The sequence below is a fragment of the Bradyrhizobium sp. LTSP885 genome (assembly GCF_000938305.1).
Taxonomy (GTDB): Bacteria; Pseudomonadota; Alphaproteobacteria; order Rhizobiales; family Xanthobacteraceae; genus Bradyrhizobium.
Genome location: NZ_JYMT01000006.1, coordinates 245,941 through 267,594, shown reverse-complemented (window position 1 = coordinate 267,594; position 21,654 = coordinate 245,941). Strand labels below are relative to the sequence as shown.

General features: G+C 60.5%; 20 protein-coding genes and 1 pseudogene. 16 read left to right on the top strand and 5 right to left on the bottom strand.

The genetic code is table 11. The annotated features are described in order from the left end of the window. The first annotated feature begins 114 nt into the window (after positions 1 to 114). The 3 genes and pseudogenes from istA (at position 115) to UP09_RS05910 (ending at position 3,058) form a co-directional block, all read left to right on the top strand. Positions 115 to 1,684: pseudogene (gene istA / locus UP09_RS05920) on the top strand (IS21 family transposase). Continuing rightward, complete coding sequence (istB, locus tag UP09_RS05915) at positions 1,614 to 2,477, top strand: IS21-like element helper ATPase IstB (protein ID WP_044536175.1); 864 nt, start codon at positions 1,614 to 1,616, stop codon at positions 2,475 to 2,477. Before istA ends, istB begins: the two are co-directional and overlap by 71 nt. After that, a complete protein-coding gene (locus tag UP09_RS05910; protein ID WP_502689029.1) occupies positions 2,474 to 3,058 on the top strand; it encodes a DUF3363 domain-containing protein in 585 nt (194 codons plus the stop codon). Before istB ends, UP09_RS05910 begins: the two co-directional genes overlap by 4 nt. 44 nt (positions 3,059 to 3,102) lie before the next feature. Here the strand turns inward: UP09_RS05910 and UP09_RS05905 are convergent, their stop codons facing one another. Beyond that, positions 3,103 to 4,530: an extracellular catalytic domain type 2 short-chain-length polyhydroxyalkanoate depolymerase gene (locus tag UP09_RS05905; RefSeq protein WP_052832980.1), complete on the bottom strand. Its 1,428-nt coding sequence runs from the start codon at positions 4,528 to 4,530 to the stop codon at positions 3,103 to 3,105. A gap of 253 nt (positions 4,531 to 4,783) precedes the next feature. Between UP09_RS05905 and UP09_RS05900 the strand changes: the two genes are divergently transcribed. The 13 genes from UP09_RS05900 to UP09_RS05840 all read left to right on the top strand — a co-directional run bounded on the left by UP09_RS05900 (position 4,784) and on the right by UP09_RS05840 (position 16,814). Then, positions 4,784 to 6,775 (top strand): conjugal transfer protein TraG, encoded by a 1,992-nt coding sequence (locus UP09_RS05900; protein WP_044537088.1) that lies wholly within the window; start codon positions 4,784 to 4,786, stop codon positions 6,773 to 6,775. 8 nt (positions 6,776 to 6,783) lie between these two features. Continuing rightward, positions 6,784 to 7,224 carry a hypothetical protein gene (locus tag UP09_RS05895; RefSeq protein ID WP_044537087.1) on the top strand — a complete coding sequence of 147 codons (441 nt, stop codon included), beginning with the start codon at positions 6,784 to 6,786 and terminating at the stop codon, positions 7,222 to 7,224. A gap of 122 nt (positions 7,225 to 7,346) precedes the next feature. After that, entirely contained in the window at positions 7,347 to 8,330 is a 984-nt protein-coding gene (gene trbB, locus UP09_RS05890) for a P-type conjugative transfer ATPase TrbB (RefSeq protein WP_044537086.1), read from the top strand. Further along, positions 8,327 to 8,656 carry a TrbC/VirB2 family type IV secretion system protein gene (locus UP09_RS05885; RefSeq protein ID WP_044537085.1) on the top strand — a complete coding sequence of 110 codons (330 nt, stop codon included), beginning with the start codon at positions 8,327 to 8,329 and terminating at the stop codon, positions 8,654 to 8,656. The genes trbB and UP09_RS05885 overlap by 4 nt, the downstream gene beginning before the upstream one ends. Further along, on the top strand, positions 8,656 to 8,925 hold the full coding sequence (locus tag UP09_RS05880) for a VirB3 family type IV secretion system protein (RefSeq protein ID WP_044537084.1): 270 nt from the start codon (positions 8,656 to 8,658) through the stop codon (positions 8,923 to 8,925). The genes UP09_RS05885 and UP09_RS05880 overlap by 1 nt, the downstream gene beginning before the upstream one ends. A gap of 4 nt (positions 8,926 to 8,929) precedes the next feature. Continuing rightward, positions 8,930 to 11,371, top strand: a complete 2,442-nt coding sequence (gene trbE, locus UP09_RS05875; protein WP_044537083.1) for a conjugal transfer protein TrbE — start codon at positions 8,930 to 8,932, stop codon at positions 11,369 to 11,371. A gap of 17 nt (positions 11,372 to 11,388) precedes the next feature. Then, positions 11,389 to 12,099, top strand: a complete 711-nt coding sequence (gene trbJ / locus UP09_RS05870) for a P-type conjugative transfer protein TrbJ (RefSeq protein WP_502689032.1) — start codon at positions 11,389 to 11,391, stop codon at positions 12,097 to 12,099. Beyond that, positions 12,099 to 12,470: a putative entry exclusion protein TrbK-alt gene (gene trbK-alt / locus UP09_RS05865; protein WP_052832979.1), complete on the top strand. Its 372-nt coding sequence runs from the start codon at positions 12,099 to 12,101 to the stop codon at positions 12,468 to 12,470. The genes trbJ and trbK-alt overlap by 1 nt, the downstream gene beginning before the upstream one ends. Further along, complete coding sequence (trbL, locus tag UP09_RS05860) at positions 12,470 to 13,657, top strand: P-type conjugative transfer protein TrbL (protein ID WP_044537081.1); 1,188 nt, start codon at positions 12,470 to 12,472, stop codon at positions 13,655 to 13,657. Before trbK-alt ends, trbL begins: the two co-directional genes overlap by 1 nt. After that, on the top strand, positions 13,657 to 14,340 hold the full coding sequence (gene trbF / locus UP09_RS05855; protein ID WP_044537080.1) for a conjugal transfer protein TrbF: 684 nt from the start codon (positions 13,657 to 13,659) through the stop codon (positions 14,338 to 14,340). The genes trbL and trbF overlap by 1 nt, the downstream gene beginning before the upstream one ends. Further along, entirely contained in the window at positions 14,337 to 15,335 is a 999-nt protein-coding gene (gene trbG / locus UP09_RS05850) for a P-type conjugative transfer protein TrbG (protein WP_044537079.1), read from the top strand. The genes trbF and trbG overlap by 4 nt, the downstream gene beginning before the upstream one ends. 62 nt (positions 15,336 to 15,397) lie before the next feature. Beyond that, on the top strand, positions 15,398 to 16,564 hold the full coding sequence (locus UP09_RS05845) for a TraB/TrbI/VirB10 family type IV secretion system protein (RefSeq protein WP_082069995.1): 1,167 nt from the start codon (positions 15,398 to 15,400) through the stop codon (positions 16,562 to 16,564). Between the two features lie 10 nt (positions 16,565 to 16,574). Continuing rightward, positions 16,575 to 16,814, top strand: coding sequence for a DUF2274 domain-containing protein (locus tag UP09_RS05840; RefSeq protein WP_044537078.1), 240 nt, complete (start codon positions 16,575 to 16,577; stop codon positions 16,812 to 16,814). Here the strand turns inward: UP09_RS05840 and UP09_RS05835 are convergent. From UP09_RS05835 to UP09_RS05820, 4 genes are all read right to left on the bottom strand, one after another. Further along, positions 16,793 to 17,809 (bottom strand): LysR family transcriptional regulator, encoded by a 1,017-nt coding sequence (locus tag UP09_RS05835; protein ID WP_245301761.1) that lies wholly within the window; start codon positions 17,807 to 17,809, stop codon positions 16,793 to 16,795. The genes UP09_RS05840 and UP09_RS05835 overlap by 22 nt on opposite strands. Before the next feature lie 78 nt (positions 17,810 to 17,887). After that, entirely contained in the window at positions 17,888 to 18,517 is a 630-nt protein-coding gene (locus UP09_RS05830; protein WP_044537140.1) for an acyl-homoserine-lactone synthase, read from the bottom strand. Between the two features lie 92 nt (positions 18,518 to 18,609). Then, on the bottom strand, positions 18,610 to 19,335 hold the full coding sequence (locus UP09_RS05825; protein ID WP_044537076.1) for a LuxR family transcriptional regulator: 726 nt from the start codon (positions 19,333 to 19,335) through the stop codon (positions 18,610 to 18,612). A 1,091-nt stretch (positions 19,336 to 20,426) separates the two neighbouring features. Then, positions 20,427 to 21,452 carry a LacI family DNA-binding transcriptional regulator gene (locus tag UP09_RS05820; RefSeq protein WP_502689028.1) on the bottom strand — a complete coding sequence of 342 codons (1,026 nt, stop codon included), beginning with the start codon at positions 21,450 to 21,452 and terminating at the stop codon, positions 20,427 to 20,429. Positions 21,453 to 21,654: the final 202 nt, after the last annotated feature.

Genomic DNA, 21,654 nt, shown 5'->3' with positions numbered 1-21,654 from the left:
TGTCATTCGGCCTGCAATATTGACCCCCTAAGCCGGGGGATCGGCGTCCAAAATTGACCCCCTACAGGTTGGTCTGTTGCGCTGCCTGCTTTGTAATGAAGCAGGTGGTCGGGGATGCTGGTCGTGGAGACAATTGCCCGGATACGGCGCGAACACTTCATCAAGGGCAAGACGATCAAGGAGATCGCCCGGGACCTGAAGGTGTCGCGGAACACGGTCCGGAAGGTGCTGAGGTCGGGAGAGACCTCATTCGAGTACGAGCGTGTTGTCCAACCGCGGCCGAAGCTGGGACGATGGGCAGCGGAGCTCGACGGATTGCTTGCGGGGAACGCAGCTAAGGCTGCTCGCGAACAGTTGACGTTGATCCGGATCTTCGAAGAGCTGCGCGGGCGCGGCTATGATGGCGGTTACGATACCGTTCGGCGTTACGCCAGGCGGTGGAGCCAAGAGCGTGGGCAATCGACGGCTGCAGCCTATGTCCCGCTGAGCTTTGCGCCTGGGGAAGCCTATCAGTTCGACTGGAGCCACGAGGTCGTCCTGCTCAATGGCGTAACGGTGATCGTGAAGGCCGCCCATGTCCGGCTCTGTCACAGCCGGATGCTGTTTGTGCGGTGCTATCCGCGCGAGACACAGGAGATGGTGTTCGACGCCCACGACCGGGCATTTGCTCTGTTCAAGGGCACCTGCGGACGCGGCATCTACGACAACATGAAGACGGCGGTGGAGACCATCTTCGTCGGCAAAGGGCGTCTCTACAATCGCCGCTTCATGCAGATGTGCAGCCACTACCTGGTCGATCCGGTTGCCTGCACGCCAGCGTCGGGCTGGGAGAAGGGTCAGGTCGAGAACCAGGTCGGACTTGTCCGGGAGCGCTTCTTCACGCCACGGCTGCGGTTCAAAACCCTCAACGAGTTGAACGCGTGGCTGTTGGACAAGTGCATCGCCTACGCCAAAGCGCACCGGCATCCGGAACTGATCGAACAGACGGTCTGGGAGGTGTTCGAAGCTGAGCGACCGAAGCTCGTTCCCTATGCCGGCCGGTTCGACGGATTCCACGCGGTGCCGGCGTCGGTCTCGAAGACCTGTCTGGTGCGTTTCGACAACAACAAATACTCGGTCACGGCCAGCGCTGTCGGGCGGCCTGTCGAGGTTCACGCCTACGCCGACCGCATTGTGATCCGCCAGGACGGGCGCATCGTTGCCGAGCATGCTCGCTCGTTCGGCCGCGGCGATACCGTCTACGATCCCTGGCATTACGTGCCGGTGCTGGCTCGCAAACCCGGTGCCTTGCGCAACGGCGCTCCCTTCAAGGACTGGGTACTGCCGGCCGCGATCGAACGTGTACGGCGCAAGCTCGCCAGCGCCGACGATGGCAATCGGCAGATGGTCGACATCCTCAACGCAGTTCTGACCGACGGCTTGCCGGCCGTCGAAGCCGCCTGCGCCGAGGCGATCACTCACGGCGTTCATTCCGCCGATGTCGTGCTCAACATCCTGGCCCGCCAGCGTGATCCTGCGCCACCGGCCAACATCCTCACCCCGGCTGCGCTGACATTGCGCCATGCCCCGATCGCCGACTGTGCCCGTTACGACAACCTCAGGAGAACCATCTGATGGAACGTACTCAACTGTTCGACCTCATGAGCGAGCTCAAGCTCTACGGCATGAAGGCCGCCTTCGATGAGATCATGGCGACCGCTGTCAAACGCCAGCACGAACCTCAACGCATTGTCGGCGACCTGCTCAACGCCGAGATCAACGAGAAGCAGGCGCGCTCGATCAAGTACCAGCTCACCATCGCCAAACTGCCGCTGGCCAAGGACCTTGAGGACTTCCAGTTCGAGGGCACTCCTATCAACCAGACGCTGGTCAATGATCTCGCCGGCGGCGGCTTCATCGCCCAGCAACGTAACGCCGTCCTGGTCGGCGGTACCGGCACCGGCAAAACACATATGGCCATCGCCATCGCCAGAAGCTGCATCCGATCTGGTGCCCGCGGCCGCTTCTACAACGTAGTCGACCTCGTCAATCGCCTGGAGATCGAGACCCGCAATGGACGGCAGGGTCGCATCGCCGAGCATCTGACCCGGATGGACTTCATTGTCCTCGACGAACTCGGCTACCTTCCGTTTGCTCAATCCGGCGGCCAGCTACTGTTCCATCTCGTCAGCCGGCTCTACGAGCGCACGTCGATCGTCGTCACCACCAACCTATCCTTCGGGGAATGGCCCAGCGTATTTGGCGACGCAAAGATGACCACCGCGCTGCTCGATCGTCTGACTCACCATTGCGATATCGTCGAGACCGGCAACGACAGTTGGCGCTTCAAGAGCCGCGACGACGATCACGCAACCCGCGCTCGCACCGTCTCCGCAACCCCGACCAGCTCCGACGGCGCGAGCGCTACCGCCAAAACCCGTCGCCCAAAGGGGTCAAAATTGGACGCCGATGCGGGGTCAAATTTGAACGCCGATTGACAACCGGCGACGCCAAAGTTGGCGCGATCGTCGAAGCACGTATCTACGATGATGCAAATGGGAGAAAGCGGCTTTCGCTGGCGACGCGGTCGGACTTTACCTTGCAGGAGCAGATCAGCGCCGCAGGCGCGACCTGGCTTGATCGCCAACTCCTGACAAAAGACGCGACCTTCAGTGGCAATGGATTTGGCGCAGAGGTTCAAGAAGCCATGGATCGCCGGATCGAACATCTTGCCGGGGAGGGTTTTGCGCGCCGCCAAGGTCAGAGAATCATCTTCGCACGCGATCTGTTGGAGACGCTGCGGCGACGCGACCTGGGCGGAGCAGCTCACAGGATTGCCGCGGAAACCGGGCTCCCGTATCGGCCGTCGACGAAGGATGAGCACGTCGCCGGCATCTATCGACGGCGCGTCGCCTTGAGTTCGGGGCGGTTCGCGATGATCGACGACGGGCTCGGCTTTCAGCTCGTGCCCTGGCGCCCGGCCTTGGAGCAGCAACTCGGTCGCCAAGTTTCCGGTGTCATGATGCCCGGCGGCAAGGTCGATTGGAGCTTTGGCCGAAAGCGCGGGCTAGGCCTCTAGGGCCTGTTGATTTGTGATTTGGCCGAACCGCGGCTTGGGTCTTTTCATTTGCCAATTGGGCACGTGCCTGGAACGTCGCAAGGCCCAGGAGTAGGTCGAGTAGTGGCCGCGGCATCGACGGAGACTGGCCCCTCAACTCCGTTTACGACGGCCGTGACGTGCCAACGATAAGTCGACTGGGGCGTCAGGCTGGAGTCGCCGAAACTGGGGCCCGCAACATCGCCCACGACGGCGAACGGACCGTCCGCGCCAGCGCGCCAGACGTGGTAGATTGTCGTTCCCCCTAACGGGATCCAGACGAGATCTGCTGTGGTGTCCGAAGTGTCGATGACCGTGAGCGCATTCGGCGTCACCCCGGGCGGCATCGTGGTGGCAGGCATAGGTGTCGCGCGTGCGGTGAGGGCGTCCAGCATGGCCTTGATCGCTTTGATCTGGGATCCCGATTTCGTGACATAGCTGTCCCCGTGATTGACGTAACTCCACCAGTCCCAACATGCTTGCGGATTAGACGGTAAATACGGACTCGCCGCGGTCTGCGGATAGAGGATGATGAGATGGTTCGTATCAGCCCAAGGATTGTACCCGGTGTCGTCAATGAAACGTTGGCCGATATCGCCGACGTCCTGTTTGCATCCGTGGAGAGCGATATGGACGCGGCACGCGCCACCTTCCGCGCAGTCCTTAGGGACGAAAACATAGCCGGCATCGCCGAGGCTTAACGGACCGGTGTCGTCCGGCTTGGTGTAAACAGACTGGTCGAAACGCATCATCGTTCCAGTGAGCTGACCTCGATTGGGTGGGTTCAACGTACCGTAAATGTGCTGCAGGACGATTCCAGCCTGGTCATAACCGCACTGGTCAATATACGGGACGTCGTTGTCTTTGCAGTCGTTGAGGCCACTGACGTGCGGATCTTGCAGAACGACCAACGAATGTCCGGCACCGACGGCAGTCTGGTAGTACAGGTTGCCGTGGTTGGTATCGCCCAGATAGTGGCGATAGAAATCAGCAGTCGCGTCGGTCACCGACTTGGCTACCACGGCGTCGTTATAGCCATGAAAGATATAGATTTTTTGGCGACTCAGGTTCTGCAGGGAATCGATGTCACCGGACGCCGCTTTAGCGGCGGCCTTCGCGAGAAAAATGTCCAGGTCCGAAGGCGGGCCGGTCATACATGAGCCTGTCGCGGTCATGACCGGCAGCATGTAGCCATTGATGAAATCGTCGGCGTCAGCCTTGGCGCACCAGAACGGCCCACCTGCGATCACGCCTACGCCCTTGACCAGCGAAGACCAGGCGGTGGCAAACTGGACTGCCATAAACGCGCCGGATGATATGCCGGATATCGAGGTTTCGCCGATCGCGGCGTTGTAGCCGCGTAGTGCCACGGGCTCGGCGGCGAGCGGCGATACCGAGATGACCACCGCTGAGGCCAAGGCGACGACGGTTCCGCGTAATACGCCGATACTCATGACGCCCTCACTTTTTACCGACGATCACGCGCCGGATATTCACATTCAAGATTCAAGCCATGTTTCTAAACTTGATTTGACCCGGCGCCCGAATGGATTGCGATTGGATCGTAGCCCCAATTGTTCCATGTGTGCTACGGGCATTGAGAGCCGCAACTCGTTGCCCAAATTGTACGCTGCAGACGCCACCTGCACGCCCGGCAGGATGGAGCTCTTGTCTATCACGGTTGATAGCACTTGATCCTTGGTTGCCATGTCCGCGACCAAGATTCTCTGGGGCCAGATTATCGTTGTCTTCACGGTCGTACTGATGACCATGTGGGCGGCCACGCAATGGGTGGCGTGGAAACTCGGCTACCAACCACAGCTCGGACAGCCATGGTTCGAACTCGTGCCAGGCGTGCCGGTCTACCTCCCGCCGGCCTTCTTCTGGTGGTGGTACGCCTACGACGCCTATGCTCCGCGAGTCTTTGTCGAAGGTGCCTACGTCGCCGCTTCAGGCGGCTTCATCTCGATCGCGGCCGCGATCGGCATGTCGGTATGGCGGGCACGTGAAGCCAAGATCGCGGCCACCTACGGCTCGGCTCGCTGGGCGACAGGACCAGAAACTCGTGTGGCCGGTCTCACCGCATCTGATGGCGTCGTGCTCGGCCGGCTCGATCACAACTACCTGCGCCACGACGGCCCGGAACATGTGCTGTGCTTCGCGCCGACCCGGTCCGGCAAGGGTGTCGGCTTGGTGGTGCCGACCCTGTTGACATGGCCGGGCAGTTGCATCGTGCACGACATCAAGGGTGAGAACTGGACTCTGACATCGGGTTTCCGCGCCCGACACGGTCGCGTGCTGCTGTTCGACCCGACCAACACGAAGTCAGCGGCGTACAATCCGTTACTGGAAGTGAGGCGCGGGGAATGGGAGGTACGCGACGTCCAGAACGTCGCCGATGTCCTGGTGGACCCCGAGGGATCGCTTGAACGGCGCAACCATTGGGAGAAAACCAGCCACGCCTTGTTGGTCGGCGCTATTCTCCACGTCCTCTATGCCGAACCGGACAAGACGCTAGCGGGTGTTGCCGGCTTTCTCTCCGATCCGAGGCAACCGATCGAGACCACACTTCGGGCCATGATGACGACGGCGCATCTTGGAGAAGCCGGGCCGCACCCGGTTATCGCATCGGCCGCACGGGAACTTCTCAATAAGAGTGAGAATGAGCGGTCGGGGGTGCTTTCAACCGCAATGTCGTTCCTCGGACTCTATCGCGACCCCGTCGTCGCGAAAGTGACCCGCCACTGCGACTGGCGCATCCGCGATCTGGTCGAGGGTGACCGGCCTGTGACCCTTTACCTGGTCGTGCCGCCATCCGACATTAGCCGGACCAAGCCACTCGTGCGTCTGATCCTCAATCAGATCGGCCGGCGTCTGACAGAAGATCTGCACGCGAAGGGACGCCGTCATCGGTTGCTGCTGATGCTCGACGAGTTTCCGGCGCTCGGCCGGCTCGATTTCTTCGAGTCGGCGTTGGCATTCATCGCCGGTTATGGCCTCAAGAGCTTCCTGATCGCCCAGTCGCTCAATCAGATCGAGAAGGCTTACGGGCCGAACAACGCCATCCTCGACAACTGTCATGTGCGTGTTTCCTTTGCCACCAATGACGAGCGCACCGCAAAACGCGTCTCGGACGCGTTGGGGACTGCGACCGAGATGCGGGCGATGAAGAACTACGCCGGCCACAGGCTCAGCCCGTGGCTCGGCCATTTGATGGTCTCACGACAGGAGACGGCGCGACCCCTGCTAACGCCCGGCGAGGTTATGCAGCTACCGCCCGACGATGAACTGGTGTTGGTCTCAGGCGTCCCCCCGATCCGCGCCAAGAAGGCTCGATATTTTGAAGATCCGCGATTGACCGAGCGTGTGCTGGCGCCCCCTGCTGCGACTGAGCGAGGTGGTACTCCCTCGGTCGATGATTGGAGCTTATTGCCGGTTCCCGCTGCCAGCGCTGGCCGGCAAGTCAGCTCCTCCGGCGAGACGCAAATCGACGATCCCGCGAATGGCGGCATCCGTCGCGAACCAGAACTTCCTCAACATGAGGAGATCATGGCGGAGCACGCGAAGGCAGAGCCGGAGTTCACCTTCGGGGAGGACGATTCCGATGATGATGCCGTACGCGCTCGTGTGTTGCGCCAGCAAGCCCGCGGTTTCGCGCGACAGGTCGCAATGGATCCCGGCGATGGCATGCAACTCTGAGAGCAGCGATGCGAACCAAGCATACCTTTCGCCTGCCACCGGATCTCGCCAGTCAACTCGCCGACTACGCCGACCGCAAGCGTGTGGCGCAGGCGCTGGTCGTCGAAACGGCACTCTCGTCATATCTATCGCCAGATAACTCGGAGCGGATGGAGGCGGCGCTCGGCCGCAGGCTTGATCGCCTGACGCGGCAGGTTGAACGGTTGGAGCGTCATCTCACCATCTCGAACGAAGCATTGGCGCTCTTCGTGCGCTTCTGGCTCTCGGTCACGCCACCGCTGCCGGATACGGCACAGCCAGCCGCCCAGGCCAAAGGCCGCGAGCGCTATGAGGGATTTGTCAAGGCGCTCGGACGGCGGTTGGCCAAGGGCCAAAGCCTGGCCCAGGAATTATCCCAAGACGTGATTCCGAAGGACGGTGTGACGGATCGAACAGATAGCTCCTCGTAGACGATCCCGCCGTCGCCCTGCCTTTCTACGCCACAGCACTACGCCTGCTCTGATCTTGTTGCGCGATCGCACTTCCTGCCTCTTCTACTCATCCCCGACATCACGACCGCAACTCGCTGGCCATGCTGGGGACGCAAGTGGCAATTCACCATCTCAATCAGGAAGCGACCTCACGTGGCGCGCGCATGCTACGCACCGCGCTCGGTCCAGCCATCGCGCTCTTCCTGGAAGACCCCGGGGTCGTCGAGGTCATGCTCAATCCCGACGGCCGGCTCTGGATCGATCGGCTGGCGGGCGGTCTGGTCGACACCGGCGAACGTTTGTCGCCAAGCGATGGCGAACGCATCGTGCGCCTCGCTGCGCATCATGTCGGCGCCGAGGTGCATCCCGGTTCACCGCGAGTTTCCGCCGAGTTGCCCGAAACGGGCGAGCGGTTTGAGGGCCTGCTTCCGCCAGTCGTGGCGGCGCCTGCGTTTGCAATCCGCAAGCCCGCCGTCGCGGTCTTCACCCTGAATGACTACGTCGCGGCAGGCATCATGCGCTCGGGGCAGGCCGCGACCTTGCGTGCGGCCGTGGCCGATCGCCGCAATATTCTGGTGGCCGGCGGCACCTCGACCGGCAAGACCACACTCACCAACGCGCTGCTGGCGGAGGTCGCAAAAACCACCGATCGCGTCGTGCTGATCGAGGACACCCGCGAACTCCAATGCAAGGCGCCCAACCTCGTTGCGCTGCGTACCAAGGACGGCGTTGCCTCGCTTTCCGATCTGGTGCGCTCTTCGCTGCGGTTGCGGCCGGATCGCATCCCAATCGGCGAGGTGCGTGGTGCAGAGGCGCTCGACCTGCTGAAGGCGTGGGGTACTGGGCATCCGGGCGGGGTCGGCACCATTCATGCCGGCTCAGCGCTGGGCGCGCTCCGCAGGATGGAGCAATTGATCCAGGAAGCGGTCGTCACCGTCCCGCGCGCGCTCATCGCAGAGACCATTCAATTCATCGCCGTACTGGCCGGCCGCGGGTCCAATCGGCGTCTCGCCGAACTCGCCCGCGTCGAGGGGCTTGGCTCCGATGGCGACTACGTCCTTCACGCTGCCGGAGATCAACCATGACCCAAGAACTTCGTCGTATCCATCGCTGTGCCGCAACGGCGGCAATCACCTGCACCATCGCTCTAGCTTCAGTTCCAGCCTGGGCGGCCGGTTCGAACATGCCGTGGGAACAGCCACTAAACCAGATCTTGCAATCGGTCGAAGGGCCCGTCGCCAAGATCCTCGCCGTTATCATCATCATCGTCACGGGCCTCTCATTGGCCTTTGGCGATACGTCAGGCGGCTTCCGGCGACTGATCCAGATCGTGTTCGGTCTGTCGATCGCATTCGCGGCAAGCTCCTTCTTTCTGTCGTTCTTCTCCTTCGGCGGCGGAGTGCTGGTGTGATGGAGGCATCCGAACCGATCCTTGGCTTCAGTGTGCCGGTGCATCGCGCCTTGACCGAACCGATCCTGCTTGGCGGTGCGCCGCGCGCAGTCGCCATCCTTAACGGCACGCTGGCGGCAGCAGTCGGTCTCGGTCTGCGGCTGTGGATCGCCGGAATCCTGCTGGGAGTGATGGGACAGGCCGCGGCGGTATGGGCGGCGAAGCGCGATCCGCAATTCGTCGACGTGGTGCGCCGGCATCTTCGCATCGCCGGCTATCTGGGGATTTGAAGCCATGATGAACCTCGCAGAATATCGCCGCTCGGCCACGCATCTCGCAGATTTCTTGCCCTGGGCCGCGCTGGTCGATGAGGGGGTAGTCCTCAATAAAGACGGCTCGTTCCAGCGCACTGCGAAGTTTCGTGGTCCGGATCTGGATTCCGCGGTGCCGGCCGAACTGGTCGGCGTCGCCGGTCGCCTGAACAACGCGTTCCGACGGCTGGGTTCGGGCTGGGCAGTCTTCGTCGAAGCGCAGCGTCATGCTGCCGGCCGATATCCGATAAGTCAATTTCCCGATGTGGCTTCAGCCCTGGTCGATTTGGAACGCCGAGAAGAATTCGAGGAGGAGGGCGCCCACTACGAGTCGAGCTATTTTCTGACCTTCCTTTATCTCCCGCCACCCGAAGACGCCGCGCGGGCCGAGCGATTTCTTTATGAGGGGCGCGATCGCCAAGAAGGAGCGGATGCCCGCGAGGTTTTGCGCGGTTTTATCGATCGCACCGACCGCGTTCTACAACTCGTCGAGGGCTTCATGCCGGAGATCCGGTGGCTCGATGACACGCAAACGCTGACCTATCTTCATTCGACCGTCTCGACCAGCCGCCAGCGCGTTCGCGTGCCTGAGATCCCGATGTATCTCGATGCGTTGCTGGCCGACCAACCACTCACTGGCGGCCTTGAGCCGTCGCTCGGTGATAAGCATCTGCGTGTTCTCACCCTGGTCGGGTTCCCGACCGCGACGACGCCGGGGATTCTGGACGAACTCAATCGGCTGGCCTTCGCCTATCGGTGGTCGACCCGCGCGATCATGCTCGACAAGACTGACGCGACTAGGCTGCTGGTCAAGATCCGTCGCCAATGGTTCGCTAAACGCAAATCGATTGCCGCAATCCTCAAGGAGGTGATGACGAACGAGGCCTCAGCGCTCGTCGACACCGATGCCCATAACAAGGCAATGGACGCCGATGCCGCGCTGCAGGAGCTCGGATCGGACGCGATCGGTCAGGCGTTCGTCACCGCGACCGTAACAGTATGGGATAACGACCCGCGGGTTGCTGACGAAAAGCTCCGGCTGGTTGAGAAAGTCATTCAGGGGCGTGACTTCACCTGTATGGCGGAGAGCGTCAACGCCGTGGAAGCCTGGCTCGGCTCGCTTCCGGGACACGCCTACGCCAACGTGCGGCAACCTCCGGTCTCGACGCTCAATCTCGCCCACATGATCCCGCTGTCGGCGGTTTGGGCGGGGCCGGTGCGCGACGAGCATTTCGATGGGCCGCCACTCTTGTTTGGCAAGACCGAAGGCTCGACCCCGTTCCGCTTCTCGCTTCACGTAGGGGATGTCGGACATACGCTGGTGGTGGGTCCTACCGGTGCCGGCAAATCGGTGCTGCTGGCGTTGATGGCGCTGCAGTTCCGGCGCTATGCGGGAAGCCAGGTGTTCGCGTTCGACTTCGGCGGCTCGATCCGCGCCTCCGCACTCGCGATGAATGGCGATTGGCACGATCTCGGTGGTGCATTGTCCGATGATGCCAGCGAACCGGTCGCTCTCCAACCTCTGGCTTTGATCGACGATTCGGCCGAACGCGGCTGGGCGGCCGAGTGGATCGCCAATATCCTGGCGCGTGAGAAAATCAGCATCACCCCGGAAGCAAAGGACCATCTCTGGTCCGCGCTGTCATCGCTCGCTTCCGCACCGATGGCCGAGCGCACGCTGACCGGTCTATCGGTCTTGCTGCAATCACAGGGACTGAAGCGCGCGTTGCAACCTTATTGCCTGGGAGGTCCCTACGGGCGGCTGCTCGACGCCGAGGCCGAACGGCTCGGTGAGGCCGAGGTCCAGGCGTTTGAAACCGAGGGATTGATCGGAACCACTGCCGCCCCCGCAGTCTTGGCCTATCTGTTCCATCGGATCGAAGGCCGGCTCGATGGCAGACCAACCCTGCTCATCATCGACGAAGGCTGGCTTGCCCTCGACGACGAGGGCTTTGCTGGTCAGCTCCGCGAGTGGTTGAAGACGCTGCGCAAGAAGAATGCGTCGGTCATTTTTGCCACGCAATCCCTGTCGGACATCGACGGTTCGGCCATTGCGCCGGCGATTATCGAGAGCTGTCCGACGCGGCTGTTCCTGCCGAACGAGCGGGCGATCGAGCCGCAGATTAAGGACATCTATCGCCGTTTCGGCTTGAACGACCGCCAGATCGAGATCCTCGCCCGGGCAACGCCGAAGCGGGACTACTACTGCCAGTCGCGGCGCGGCAACCGCTTGTTCGAGCTCGGTCTCGGAAAGGTCGCGCTGGCTTTTGCGGCCGCCTCATCCAAGTCCGATCAAGCCGCGATCGAAAAGGTCCTCGCCGAACACGGCCGCGACAGTTTCGTTGCCGGCTGGCTCGCGCACCGCGGCGTCGGGTGGGCTGCCGACATTATGCCAAATCTCTCGGCTGGAGGATCATTGTCATGAGGATCCGTCATCTTGTGATGGCGTCGGCTATCGCACTCTCGATCGTCTCAGTGGGTAAGCCGTCTTCGGCGCAGGTCGTGGTGTTCGATCCCAACAACTACGCGCAGAACGTGCTGACGGCAGCTCGCGCGTTGCAGCAGATCAATAATCAGATCACGTCGCTGCAGAATCAGGCCCAGTCCCTGATCAACCAGGCGAGGAACCTCGCCAACCTACCGTTCTCGTCATTGCAGCAGCTTCAGCAGTCAATCCAGCGCACCCAACAGCTTCTGAACCAGGCCCAGCGGATTGCGTACGATGTCGGGCAGATCAACAACGCGTTTTCGACGACTTACGCGCCTGCATCGGCGTCCGTATCCAACCAGGCGCTGATATCAAACGCGCAATCTCGCTGGCAGACGTCAGTAGCCGCGCTTCAGGACGCACTCAAAGTTCAAGCCGGTGTTGTCGGAAATCTCGACACCAATCGTACCCAGATGTCGGCGCTTGTGACGTCGAGTCAATCGGCCACCGGTGCCCTCCAGGCAACGCAGGCTGGCAATCAGCTAGTCGCTCTGCAAGCCCAGCAACTCGCTGACCTCACCGCGGCTGTTGCGGCTCAAGGACGGGCGCAGAGCCTGGAGGCCGCCCAGCGGACCACCGCGCAGGACCAGGGCAGGGAGCAGCTCCGTCGCTTCCTCATACCTGGCGTCGGTTACCAGCCCACCACTGTTCAGATGTTCCACTAATGATGCCTCACTTCACACCTCGTCAGCTCACGCGGATCGCAGCCGTCGGCCTTGTCGTGTTGATCGTCGCGCTAACGATCGTACGGAGCCGGCATAGCGAACAGGCCGTGGTTCTTGCACCGCGCGAGCATGGCGACGCGGAGACGTTCGTCGAAGAACTCGCCCGCTGCCGAACGATCACATCCGATGAAACCGCCGCGCTCGAGGCCTGCCGGCGGACGTGGGCCGAGAACCGTCGTCAATTCTTTGGGTCGGCGACATCTCCGCAGTCGTCGGCCGACCCGGTCCTGAAGGCGCCCGCCGCGCCCGTGAAGAGCCAGGACCGGGTCGTGCCACGCGAAGCCGGACCTCAGCAGGGTGAGGCACACTGATGGGCGGCACCGGCGTCATCGATAACTTTCTCTCGGTCTTCACCAATTATATCGATTCTGGATTCGGGCTGCTCAGCGGTGAGGTAGCATTCCTCGCTACAACGCTGGCAGCGATCGACATCACTCTCGCGGCCATATTCTGGAGCTGGGCTCCGGACGAGAACATCATTGCGCGACTGGCGAAGAAGACGCTGTTCGTCGGCGTATTTGCCTACCTGATCAGTAACTGGAACAATCTGGCGCGCATTGTCTTCGAGAGCTTTGCCGGACTTGGCCTCAAGGCGTCCGGCACCGGCATGTCCACCTCGGATTTCCTGAGCCCCGGCCGGGTCGCACAGGTCGGGATTGATGCCGGACGCCCGATCCTCGATTCGATCTCCGGCTTGATGGGCTATATCAGCTTCTTTGAAAATTTCGTTCAGATCGTCGTCTTGCTGTTCGCCTGGATCGTGGTGCTGATGGCGTTCTTTATCCTGGCGATCCAGCTCTTCGTGACCCTGATCGAGTTTAAGCTGACCACGCTCGCTGGCTTCGTGCTGATACCGTTTGGCCTGTTCGGAAAAACCGCTTTTGCCGCCGAACGCGTGCTCGGCAACGTCATCTCGTCGGGTGTCAAGGTTCTGGTGCTCGCCGTCATCGTGGGTATCGGCTCGACGTTATTCTCCCAGTTCACAACGGGATTCGCGGGCAATCAGCCAACCATCGAAAGTGCCATGTCGATGGTGCTAGCGGCGCTTTCTCTGCTTGGACTCGGTATCTTTGGTCCCGGTATTGCCAACGGTATTGTCTCTGGAGGTCCGCAACTCGGCGCTGGCGCCGCAATCGGTACGGGTGTCGCTGCGGGTGGCGTAGTTGCCGCGGGCGTGGCTGGTGTCGGGCTCGCTGCGGGAGCAGCAGGTGGAGCACTGGCTGGTGCGGCCCGAGGCAGTGCGTCAGTTGTCGCTGCAGCTTCAAATACCGCCAGCCCTCTCCCTCGAACTGCAGGAGCAATGTCCAGTGCGGTTACGCACGGGCACGGTGCGGCTTCCAGCGGGTCGCCTTCTGCCAGCGGGCCGCCACCGTGGGCAACGCGCATTAAGCGCGCGCAGACAATGAGCCATGGCGCCTCTGCGGTAACCCATTCTGTTCGCTCCGCCGATCATGCGGGTGGCGGTTCGTCCGTCGATCTCTCCGAAGGTGAAAGCTGATGTTCAAACGTCCTTCCATTCGCTACGGGCGTATGCCTGAACCCGAAACTCCTTATCAAAAGGCAGCACAAGTCTGGGATGAGCGCATCGGCTCAGCCCGCGTTCAGGCCAAGAACTGGCGATTGATGGCGTTTGGCTGTCTGATGCTATCGGGTGGTCTTGCGTCAGGTCTCGTTTGGCAATCTCTTCGCGGCACGGTGACGCCGTGGGTGGTCCAGGTCGATCACCTCGGTCAGGCCCAGGCCGTGGCGCCGGCCGACGGCAGCTATCAACCGGCCGATCCGGAGATCGCGTTCCACCTGGCGCGCTTTATCGAGGACGTGCGCGGATTGCCAGCCGACGGCATCGTGCTGCGCCAAGACTGGCTGCGCGCTTACGACTTCACCACGGATCGGGGCGCCGCAGCGCTCAACGATTATGCGCGGACCAACGATCCCTTTGCCAATCTTGGCAAGCTGCAGATCTCCATCGAGGTCACCAGCGTCATCCGCGCTTCACCGATTTCGTTCCGCGTCGCCTGGATCCAACGCTCTTATGAGAACGGTAGCCTGAGCGCGACCGAGCGCTGGACCGCGATCCTTACCGTCGTGATCGATACGCCGCGCGATGCCGATCGCCTGCGCAAGAATCCTCTTGGGGTCTACGTCAACGCCATCAACTGGTCGAAGGAGCTGGGGCAATGAGATCATCTTCCATTCGCAAAACCGCATTGCCGGTTCTGCTGTTTTCGGTTTCCGCGCTTGCCGGCTGCGCTGTTCCGTTAAAACCCCCGCCGCAGATCTCCTACGACGACGCAGAGCCGGCCGTACAACTCGCTGATCCACCCAAGCCGGTCGAGGTGGTCGAATTACCAAAGCTGCTGCCGCTTCCGGGTCAACTCAAGCCGCTGCGTGGCACGCCTTCGAAGCCGGAGTCCGGCGATCCCCGTAAACGAGTCGAGAAAGCCAATGCCGCGGCCCGGGTGCAGCCGACCCGCAACGGCTACATCAACGCGGTGCAGGTCTACCCATTCTCGCCGGGCGCGCTCTATCAGGTCTATGCCGCGCCGGGACAGGTGACTGATGTCGCCTTGCAGGAGGGCGAGCAACTCGTCGGTTCCGGCCCGGTAGCGGCCGGGGATACGGTGCGCTGGATCATCGGCGACACCGAGAGTGGGGCAGGTCCGACCAAGCGCATTCATATCCTGATTAAACCGACACGGCCCGACCTCGTCTCTAATTTAGTGATCAACACTGATCGGCGTACCTATCTTCTCGAGCTTCGCTCCGCGGAAAAGACCTATATGGCTTCGGTGTCCTGGCAATATGCGCAGGACCAACTGATTGCGCTACGCCGTCAGAACGCGAGTGCCGAGGCTGCCACGCCAATTGTTGAGGGCGTCGATATCTCGCGCCTGCGGTTCCGCTACGCGATTGAAGGCGACAACCCGCCCTGGCGTCCGGTCTCCGCATTCGACGACGGGTCCAAGGTCTATATCGAGATGCCGAGCGGGATTGCGCAAGGAGAGGCGCCGCCCTTGTTCGTCATCGGGCCGGAGGGGGATGGTCAACTCGTCAATTATCGCGTGAGGCAGAACTATTATATCGTGGACCGACTGTTCGCCGCGGCTGAGCTCCGCATGGGAGGTGAACATCAGCAGACCGTCCGCATCAGCCGCACCGACGGGAGGCTGCGGTGAGTTCAGAGCCGGAACCCGACATTCGGCCTGGACGTGACAATGAGTCAGACCGGGCGGCATTGATGCGTTTGCGCGCGGAGCGCCCCCGCGTCACCAGGCTCTCTCGAAAGGTCCTGGCCGGAGGGGCGGCGATCGGAGCCTTTGCAATCTGCGGTGCCGTACTTTGGGCGCTGCAGAACCATCGGTCGCGTACATCCGCGCCGTCAGAGCTCTACACCACAGATCATCACAATGTGGCTGACGGACTGAGCGGCCTCCCGCGGGACTATGCCGGTGTGCCCCGCCAGGCCCCGCCGCTCGGACCCGCGCTACCCGGCGATCTTGGTCGTCCGATGCTGAACGCGCAAAACGCGCCTTCAGGGGTGATCCCTTCCGTCGATGGGGAGCAACAGCGCATCGGGCAGGAGATCGAGGCTGCCCGTCTGAGCAAGTTGTTTGCCTCCACCAGCATTCGCGAACTGGCGGCCTCCTTGACCGGTCAGGTGGCCTCAGTTGGTGCTGCTGCGGCCACGTCGAGCCAATCGACCCAACCAACTCAACCCGCAGCAGACGAGACGTTCACGCAGAACGGACAGGACCGCAAACTTGCCTTCGTCAATGCTTCCGTCGATCGGCGCACCGCAAGCCCGGACAGGATTGAGGCACCGGCTTCATCTTACGTGGTGCAGGCCGGCAATATTATTCCGGCGTCGTTGATTACCGGGATTCGCTCAGATCTCCCCGGGCAAATCACGGCACAAGTGACGGAGAGCATTTTTGACAGCCCGACCGGGCGCTTCCTTCTCATACCGCAGGGAACCCGACTCATCGGCGTCTATGACAGCCAGGTTTCGTTTGGTCAGTCACGTGTGTTGCTGGTCTGGACCCGTCTGATCATGCCTAACGGTCGTTCAATTGTGCTGGAGCGTCAACCGGGTGCTGATACGGCAGGCTATTCCGGACTTGAGGATGATGTCGACAATCACTGGGGCGCATTGTTCAAGGCTGCGCTGCTGTCGACGCTACTTGGCGTTGGAAGCGAGCTCGGCGCCGGCTCCGATAGCGGTACCGGCAACAACGGTGGTCTCATTCAAGCGCTCCGCCTCGGCGCGAGCGATAGCCTGAACCAGACCGGGCAAAAAATCGTGCAGCGCAATCTCAACGTACAGCCGACGCTCACGATCCGGCCTGGTTTCCCGGTCCGCGTGATCGTCAATCGTGACCTCGTGCTCGAGCCTTACAAAGGGTGAGGACATAAACATGGCAAAGCTCAAGCTCGGCGCCATCGCTGACGACAAGCCTGTGAGGCTCACGGTCGAATTCCCCGCACCCTTGCATCGTGATCTGCTTGCATACGCGGAGGTGCTTGCGCGCGAAACCGGACAGCCAATCCCGGATCCGCTGAAACTGGTCGCTCCTATGCTGGCGCGATTCATGGCAACGGACCGTGCTTTCGCAAAGGCGCGACGGCCCAGGATTCAGACGGCAGGTGATGGATAGCGCTCTCCCTGCATCTTCAGAAAACTAGCCAGTGCGGGATTGTCATTGTCAGCCCTCCAATGTGCGGAGTAGCCGACCCAGCTCGGACCCATCCCGTCGCGGAGTTCTCGATAGATCAGACCAGGGAAACTGGCGCCAATATCAGATTCCCTCACAAGGCTGACACCGAATCCGGCTCCCACGAGGTTCATAATATTCCCCAAACTCGTGTCATGGAAAAGTGTTTTGGGCCGGTCTCCTGGTGAGGCAAGCTTGGCGAGGAGCAGGTCTTGGATCTCGGGTCCGGGATCATGCCGGTTAATCAGAAGCGTCTCGTCCTTCAGATCGGTCCAATAGACGGTCTCGCCGTCAGCGAGGCGATGAGCTTCTGGCAAAGCAACTACAATGCGTTCGCTCCAAAGCGACATGATTTCGCTGTCGAGGAGCGGTGTTTGTCCCGTGACGATCGCGACGTCTATCGCGCCATTGCGGAGGGCAGTGGAGAGACGCGTCCGCGAACTCTCAATCATGCGGACCTGCATTTGCGGAAATCGCTGTGCATAATCGGTGAGCGTTGCCCGTAAATTGCCGGCCGAAAGGGACGTATAGAAACCGATCGCCAGTCGGCCGACTTCGCCGCGGCCGGCGCTGTGCGCGCTCGCCATTAGCGAGTCCATCTGTTCGAGAATAGACCGCGCCGTGCGGAGGAAATCACGGCCCGCTTGTGTGACGCGTACTCCACCACTCGATCGCTCGAAGACGATCATTTCGATGCGTTCCTCAAGCTGGCGAATACAACGGCTCAACTTCGTTTGCGGAAGTAGTAACGCCTCGGCCGCCTGCCGAAAGCTTCCGTGATCTGCAGCCGCGACGGCGTATCGAAGATGCACGAGGTCAACAGCCGATGTTAGGCTACGACGGGGCGCATTCTTCGATTTGGAATCGTGATCCCTGTGTTCCACCGTTTGCTCCACTGCAGTTAAAGATGACGACTCAAATAGAGTGGCTGTCGCCACGCAGTCTGCCGACGACAGGGCCGCTCCTTCATTAGGGAACAGTCCCGTCCGACGGCCCATCATTGTTCGTAGCTTTGTCTACGCTGCGGCAAGCGCGACCGGTGCCCAGAGCACGGGACCCTGAAGGCCACCAGCGGCAAGGACACGCGCTAGGCTCTCGATTGAAACTTCAAGATATCCTGCGACCGCAAGGGTGCTGCCTAGTGCGTGAGCTTTACCGATCCGCCGTAAGGACCATCCGGCGCGGCGCAAGATCCGCTCCATTCGAGCGTCAGTGACGGTGACGATCTCGGAGAGCTGTCGCGACAGGCCGAACTCGATCATGCCCGCGAACAGTTCGTAGGTGGCGGTTGCTAGGCCGTGAGTTTTCGGCGTGTCAGGAGGAAGGTCGAGCGCAAAGCGGCTGCTCTCCCAGATGGCCGGACTAATGGGGGCCGCTGTTCCGTCCAATAGTACGGGAAAAGTATCGCGCAGCATGGTGGGGCCGGTCGAAGGGAGCAGGCGGACACAGCCTTGGATGCGATTGTCGCTTGCCCTCTGGATCAAGTACGCAGGATGAAGTGCGTCGAATTCGTCAATCTCCATATCGCCACTGAATTGGACGTCCCAATCGAGTCGTTCTTTAAACACGCGATATCGCAGCCGGTGCATTTCCGCAATCTCATTGCTGAAAGCACCGAAAGAACTCGGCGTGATAAGGTGCATCATGACCATCTCCATCTATTGAAGCTGGCTCATTGAAGGCGAATTGATGCGATGGAGCATCCTCCGCAAGTACGGAGGGGAGCCTTGCTACGATGTCAGTCTAGTGTCGATCTAGACGCCGTTAGGCGCGCTACGGCTTGGATAACTGTGCGTACCCCAAGTTTCGTCTTAGCGTTTCCGAGATGGAACGCCGCGGTGTGCCGAGATATGCCGAGAATATGTCCGATGTCCCAAGCTGACTTCCCCTGCGCTGCCCATTCCAGACATTCAAACTCGCGCGGAGACAATGAAACGCCGTCAATGGTTTGCCCGGGAAGAAGTTTGCGTCTGGCATGAGCATGGAAATACATTGCCATAAGCTGGAGCACCCTTTCATGCTCAATAATAGACCGTTCGAAACGAGGTCGCCGCTCGTCGGCGGCGAAAGTTACGGCAGCGATTGGCCCTCGATGATCGTGAATCGGGACTGTGAATCCGTAGCGGATACCAAACTTAGCGGCCTCCTCAAACAGCTCCCGCTGCGGTTCGGATGGCGCGGCTGCTTTGAATCCAAGGCCCCATTTGAATGTTTCTGGATGACCCAGCGCTTGAGCAATCACAGGATCAAGCCGTTCGTAGTGGCATTCCAAATAGCGCGTTGTCCAAGCCGAAGGGTAGTTTGATATGAGTTTCGGAGGAACCCCCGCCCGATCCGGTATGATGAGATACGCGAAACATGACAAATCAAGCGCAGCGGCAGCATTGGCCATGGCATCACGGAGCGCCTCTAGGTCCGGCGCGTCCGATAGATGATCGACAAAAGTCTGGAATAGGCGATGCATATATTGAGATATTGCTTGTTGGCTGAGCCACCGGTCGCGATCTGAGTTTATCTGTCGCATCGTCGCTGGCTCGCGAACAAATGGCGCATCGAGCTCTTAGCCGCTCACGTTTTGAAATCTACTCGTCACCGGTTAAAAGAGACTCCACGGGTGCGGTTTTCTGCGGCAAATCATCTTGAAGTCTCGCATCGATGCTAGGTGGGTGGTTCGGCTGCCGATGGCGTTGGGTTGGCGTCGGTACGCTGCAATTGACTATCCGGCGGGTTTCTTAGAGAGGAGTCGAAGAGAAGTTGTCGATTTGCTCACTCTAGAACTGTCGAACTGGATATGTCTGTGATTGAGAAAACCCCCCATTTGCGTATTGGCCGAGGCTTCGATGGAATTCTCGGGAATCAAAGGTGCTGGTGCCCCGAGATTTCGAAGACCGTCTGAAACGTTGCTACCGTCTTTTGTCATTTACAGGTCAGACGCTGCGAGTACCTTATAAAATTATATCCCATTTCAGGCAGCGTATTCATTCATATGAATACTATTGCATGCAGTAGAATGCAATAGCGATCGCTCTTGGAGGATATCACGGTCGGAATGGGAGGCGCATCGGTATGAAGTCCGTCAAGGCATTCTTTGACCGGGCGCCTCCGGCGTTCGGGTTCAGGCCACGCGATTTCGTCTGGTGTCTTGCCGTGGTAGCGGCTGGCATTGGCTTTCATTACGCGGGCATCGATGGCAAAGCCTCACCGTTAACGAAGCCGGGGGCCATGCAAGCGGCGACCCCGCGCGGGCGAGCTCGCGATAGCAGCCAGACTACCGGCACCGCAGCGCATGTTGCGATCGCTCGGACGAAATGCGGCTGAGGTGGTCATCGCTCGCATGGCCAGGGGGGCAGCACTGGCCGCGATCGGTGATCCCGGCCCTGGGTGCGGGCGCTGCGTGTGATAGGCACTCCGCGACGTCATCCAGTCCCTCCGATCCTGCGAGCAATGACGCAACCTCGGGCCGGCCGACAGTCGGAACTATATCCGTTAAGCGAAAGTAACATCCTCAGATGAAACAATACGCGGGCAATATTCGGAGCGGGAACACAGCCTGCCTTAGGCCGAGTCCCGCATGATCAACTTTGCTTCAAGAAGATGAATTTTGTCGGAGTTTTCCTTCTTTGGTTCCTTGAGGCGCGAGATCAGCATGTCGACTGCAAGGGTCGCCATATGATCAAAGTCCTGAGCGACCGTGGTTAGCGACGGGGTCGCAAAGCGACTTAGCGGGTGGTCATCGTGCCCAGCCACTCTCAGATCCGCATTCACATCACGTGAGACGCGAAGGCCGCGCCGAGTTGCCGCGGCCATCACGCCGAATGCTGTTCGGTCATTGGCACATAGGATCGTTCGGCTCGGAAGAGCTCCAGCCTCGAGTGCTAGATTCGCTTGTTCGAAGCCCACTGCTTCGAAAGCCCAACTTTGAGTCGGTGGTGGGACGATCTTAGGCTCTGATCCCCATTTTTTCATCGCAAGAACATAAGCTCGCCGCCGATCAACGGCGTTGCGGTTCACGTTCGGCATATCGAAATAACAAGGCGGCTCTCCTGTGCGATGGAGATAGTCCACCAACAGCGAGACGCTTTGATAATTGTCCGTTCCGACGAACGACGCCCGCGGGTCTAGGCGCGAATCAAGCAATAGCAGGGGAAGTGATTTGCCGAGGTCATGCAAGGCGGCCCCATCCGAACGAACGCCGAGCGGGGCGACGATCGCGCCGGCGACTCTCAGAGACATGAGAGTCTGGAGCGCCCGCGTTTCCATCAATCGGTCACCGTGAGAGTTGAGTACAATTGTCCAATATCCGTGTCGCAGCGCCCGAAGTTCAACTCGCTCCACGAGTTCGGCGTAGAAAGGGTCGGTCAAGGATGGCACGATCATGCCGAATGTTTTTGGATGCTTTCTATTGAAGTTTACAGCGAAGAGGTTTGGTCGGTAGTTCAGCCGCTTTAGCGCCTCTTCGATCTGCGCGCGGGTGGCGGCGCGAACGCTAGCGGGGTCGTGAAAATACCTCGAAACCGTTGGTCGCGAAATTCCGCTGGCGGCGGAAAATTCCTCCATTGTTCTGATCTTGCCCGTCGCCACAACCATGCTCCCGTCAATTCCCGAGTTATTGGATACGCCGAGGCTTCCTTTCGGGAGCTAAACTCGGGAGGACTTAGCACCAAAAGCCTTCAGACCCGAATGGCGCCTCTTGCTCTGGCGATCGAAACCGCCGCGTCTATCGGAGTTCGGCGCGCCGCGAAGCGTTCTTTGCATATGATAAGAAATATCTTTACGAATGATA

Excerpts from the sequence above, each read along its gene's own strand:
- trbL (WP_044537081.1), top strand. The coding sequence starts at position 12,470 with ATGGGCGGCACCGGCGTCATCGATAACTTTCTCTCGGTCTTCACCAAT.
- UP09_RS05895 (WP_044537087.1), top strand. The coding sequence starts at position 6,784 with ATGCGAACCAAGCATACCTTTCGCCTGCCACCGGATCTCGCCAGTCAA.
- UP09_RS05830 (WP_044537140.1), bottom strand. The coding sequence starts at position 18,517 with ATGATGCACCTTATCACGCCGAGTTCTTTCGGTGCTTTCAGCAATGAG.
- UP09_RS05905 (WP_052832980.1), bottom strand. The coding sequence starts at position 4,530 with ATGAGTATCGGCGTATTACGCGGAACCGTCGTCGCCTTGGCCTCAGCG.
- istB (WP_044536175.1), top strand. The coding sequence starts at position 1,614 with ATGGAACGTACTCAACTGTTCGACCTCATGAGCGAGCTCAAGCTCTAC.
- UP09_RS05840 (WP_044537078.1), top strand. The coding sequence starts at position 16,575 with ATGGCAAAGCTCAAGCTCGGCGCCATCGCTGACGACAAGCCTGTGAGG.
- UP09_RS05900 (WP_044537088.1), top strand. The coding sequence starts at position 4,784 with ATGTCCGCGACCAAGATTCTCTGGGGCCAGATTATCGTTGTCTTCACG.
- UP09_RS05885 (WP_044537085.1), top strand. The coding sequence starts at position 8,327 with ATGACCCAAGAACTTCGTCGTATCCATCGCTGTGCCGCAACGGCGGCA.
- UP09_RS05880 (WP_044537084.1), top strand. The coding sequence starts at position 8,656 with ATGGAGGCATCCGAACCGATCCTTGGCTTCAGTGTGCCGGTGCATCGC.
- UP09_RS05845 (WP_082069995.1), top strand. The coding sequence starts at position 15,398 with ATGCGTTTGCGCGCGGAGCGCCCCCGCGTCACCAGGCTCTCTCGAAAG.
- trbJ (WP_502689032.1), top strand. The coding sequence starts at position 11,389 with ATGGCGTCGGCTATCGCACTCTCGATCGTCTCAGTGGGTAAGCCGTCT.
- trbE (WP_044537083.1), top strand. The coding sequence starts at position 8,930 with ATGATGAACCTCGCAGAATATCGCCGCTCGGCCACGCATCTCGCAGAT.
- UP09_RS05825 (WP_044537076.1), bottom strand. The coding sequence starts at position 19,335 with ATGCATCGCCTATTCCAGACTTTTGTCGATCATCTATCGGACGCGCCG.
- trbB (WP_044537086.1), top strand. The coding sequence starts at position 7,347 with ATGCTGGGGACGCAAGTGGCAATTCACCATCTCAATCAGGAAGCGACC.
- trbK-alt (WP_052832979.1), top strand. The coding sequence starts at position 12,099 with ATGATGCCTCACTTCACACCTCGTCAGCTCACGCGGATCGCAGCCGTC.
- trbF (WP_044537080.1), top strand. The coding sequence starts at position 13,657 with ATGTTCAAACGTCCTTCCATTCGCTACGGGCGTATGCCTGAACCCGAA.
- trbG (WP_044537079.1), top strand. The coding sequence starts at position 14,337 with ATGAGATCATCTTCCATTCGCAAAACCGCATTGCCGGTTCTGCTGTTT.